The 1380-nt window shown below is 35.0% G+C and carries 2 protein-coding genes and 2 pseudogenes; 2 read left to right on the forward strand and 2 right to left on the reverse strand.

Annotated features, from left to right (window positions below; genetic code table 11):
* Window positions 1–76: 76 nt before the first annotated feature.
* A pseudogene (locus ARSQ2_RS11355) lies at window positions 77–190 on the reverse strand (tRNA 2-thiocytidine(32) synthetase TtcA); the annotation flags it as partial.
* A gap of 86 nt (window positions 191–276) precedes the next feature.
* Here ARSQ2_RS11355 and ARSQ2_RS11360 point away from each other — a divergent pair.
* A pseudogene (locus tag ARSQ2_RS11360) lies at window positions 277–609 on the forward strand (DMT family transporter).
* A 253-nt stretch (window positions 610–862) separates the two neighbouring features.
* Here ARSQ2_RS11360 and ARSQ2_RS13355 read toward each other — a convergent pair.
* Window positions 863–1024, reverse strand: a complete 162-nt coding sequence (locus ARSQ2_RS13355; RefSeq protein ID WP_238334491.1) for a disulfide bond formation protein B — start codon at window positions 1022–1024, stop codon at window positions 863–865.
* Window positions 1025–1191: 167 nt separating this feature from the next.
* On the opposite strand from ARSQ2_RS13355, the gene ARSQ2_RS11370 reads away from it, so the two are divergent.
* A partial coding sequence (locus tag ARSQ2_RS11370; protein ID WP_238334492.1) for an IS630 transposase-related protein occupies window positions 1192–1380 on the forward strand: 189 nt, incomplete at its 3' end.

Consider the following 1380-nt stretch of genomic DNA (forward strand, 5'->3'; position numbering starts at 1 on the left):
ATTTAACGCCACATCAAAAATATCATGAACTAAAGAATGCCGCTTAGATCTTCTACAGAATTTGTTGACCATTACATTTTCTTGCCTGAATTTTCTCCTTCACAATGCCGTAGGTATTTTCTTCAACTATTTGGTATTCAATACCGAGTTTGTTGAGATAGGATGGCAAAATGTCGGCAGGGAAACCTGGTTATTTTAGTTTTACCCCACATACTGGCAATCAACGCTTCGATTATCTTACCATCGTGATGATATAGTTTATATTTAGGAGTATAAATGAACGAATTTGCATATCTATTAATATCGATTGTGGCTGAAGTGATTGCAACTACATCATTAAAGGCTTCCGATGGTTTTACCCATTTGTAGCCATCGATTATTGTTGTTATTGGTTATAGCATTTCATTTTTTGGTTTATCACAAGTAGGCAAAATGATGCCATTAAGCATTGCCTACGCTATTTGGTCTGGTTTAGGGATCGTGCTGGTGTCTGTGGCAGCGTTGTTTCTTTATCAGAAAAAATTAGATTGGCCAGCCATTTTAGGTATTTTTTTGATTATTTCCGGAGTTTTAGTTATTAATCTGCTTTCTAAAAGTAATATTCATTAATAATCATTAAAGGAGCATTAGTTAATGATCTTTTAGCCCTAATACTTATTTAGCTATTTGATTATTTTTAGCTGAAAACCTGCACTATTTTCATCAAATGACCATAGCAAAAGCTGGACTGATAACTATTAGTCCAGCTCAAATTGTCTTAATGACTATTTTTTAAACCATAAAAATTGGCTTAATAAGACAATTATTGCCACCAAGAAATAAGCAATAAAAATAATTAATAACCATACGGACATTTCAATATTCAAAAATGACCATTTTTTTGGCTACAGTCACTGTAGGCTTCAAAAACAGTCGGTAACCAGCCGTTAAGTGGCAGCCATGAAGGAAAGTTAACGACAAAATCACATGAATCAAAAGGAGAGGGATAGAGTTGTAGTCGGGTATATTCGAAGGTTAATTTCAATCCTTCCCAGCTACTATATATAAGATAAGCATAAAATTAGCGCTACTAAGCGAAAAGCACTTTTTGGTGCCATGGCAGCAATTAAACCTGCCGCTAAGATAGCAAATATCGCTATCCGTTCGTAAATGCATATAGCTAAGCGACTTAATTTTGATGACATGATTTATATGAGCTATTCAATTGATTTTAGACGTAAAGTGATGTTTACGATGGAAGAAGAAGGGTTGAGTATCCGAGAAACAGCGAAGCAATTTCGCATTGGCTCTGCATCTGTATCGCGTTGGATTAATCAAATAGAGCCAAAAGCATCGACTACGCGTCAGCGAAAAATCGATAAATCCGAGTTGATAAAAGAT

This window comes from Arsenophonus endosymbiont of Bemisia tabaci Q2 (assembly GCF_902713415.1).
Taxonomy (GTDB): domain Bacteria; phylum Pseudomonadota; class Gammaproteobacteria; order Enterobacterales; family Enterobacteriaceae; genus Arsenophonus.